Consider the following 1,251-nt stretch of genomic DNA (forward strand, 5'->3'; position numbering starts at 1 on the left):
CGCCACCCCCGACGCCCCCGCCGCACCGTCGTCCCGGCTCTGGGTCGAGCGCACCGGCACCCGCACCTACACCGGGCGCAACGAGCGCGGCGCCGAGGTCCGCATGGGCCCCGCCGAGGCCGGCGCCGTGTTCACCCCGGGCGAGCTGCTCAAGATCGCCCTCGCCGGCTGCTCCGGCATGTCCGCCGACACCGCCCTGAGCCACCGGCTCGGCGACGACGTCGAGGTCACCGTCGAGGTGAGCGGGGACAACTACAAGCCCGAGGACCGCTACCCCGAGCTGCACGAGCGGATGGTCGTCGACCTGTCCGGCCTCGACGAGGCCACCAAGGAGCGGCTGCTGCGCGTGGTGCACCGCGCCGTCGAGCAGCACTGCACCGTGGGGAACACGCTCAAGGCCGGGGCGAGCGTCGACCTCGAGATCACGGGCGAGTGATGGAGCTGCGCCGGACCCCGATCGTCGACGCGGCCCTCGACCGGGCCGTGACGATCCCGTCCGCCACGATCCACGCCCACGTGGACTCGATCCGGCGCCGCAACCCCGAGGCCTCCCCCGCGGAGGTCGTCGGGCTGCTCGAGCGCGAGTACCTGCTCGTCGTCCAGGGCACCGGCGGCGCGGTCGGCGCGGCCGCGGCGGCGCCCGCGGTGGGCACCGGCGTGGCGATGGCGCTGACCATCGGCGACGTCGCGACGTTCTTCGGCGCGTCCGCGGCGTTCTCGCTGGCCGTCGCGAGCGTGCACGGGATCGACGTCGAGGACGCCGAGCGCCGCCGCGCGCTGCTGCTCGCCACGATCCTCGGCGAGTCCGGCGCGAAGGCCGTCACGGACGTCGGCGAGCTGACCGGGCTGCGCGGGCTCAACGTCGCCCGGGCCCTGCTGACCCGGATGCCGACCGGCACGATCCGGCGGGTCAACGCCCGGCTCACCCGGCAGCTGTTCCGCAAGCAGCTCGCGCGGCAGAGCGGCCTGGCGCTCGGGCGGATGGTGCCGTTCGGCATCGGCGCGGTCATCGGCATCACCGGCGGCCGGGCCCTCGGGCGCACGGTGGTCCAGGGCGCGCGCAAGGCGTTCGGCCCCGCGCCCGACCGCTGGGGCGACAGCGTCCTCGTGGTCGAGGCCACGGAGGGCGCCCCGCGCCTGATCGAGCAGCCCCGCCGGCACCTCCCCCGCCGCTAGCCCCCGCGCCAGCCGAGAGTTGCCATCTCGGCGGGGCGTTGGTGCGCGCGGGCGCGGGGGTCCCGCGCACAGCCG

2 protein-coding genes are annotated in these 1,251 nt (G+C 76.3%); both read left to right on the forward strand.

Features of this window, described 5'->3' with window-relative positions:
• A partial coding sequence (locus MHY85_RS21030) for an OsmC family protein (RefSeq protein ID WP_239200411.1) occupies positions 1–436 on the forward strand: 436 nt, incomplete at its 5' end.
• Positions 436–1,176, forward strand: a complete 741-nt coding sequence (locus MHY85_RS21035; protein ID WP_239200413.1) for a hypothetical protein — start codon at positions 436–438, stop codon at positions 1,174–1,176. The genes MHY85_RS21030 and MHY85_RS21035, both read left to right, overlap by 1 nt.
• Positions 1,177–1,251 lie beyond the last annotated feature (75 nt).

Origin of the sequence: Cellulomonas sp. ACRRI (genome assembly GCF_022346185.1) — a bacterium.
Classification (GTDB): Bacteria; Actinomycetota; Actinomycetes; order Actinomycetales; family Cellulomonadaceae; genus Cellulomonas.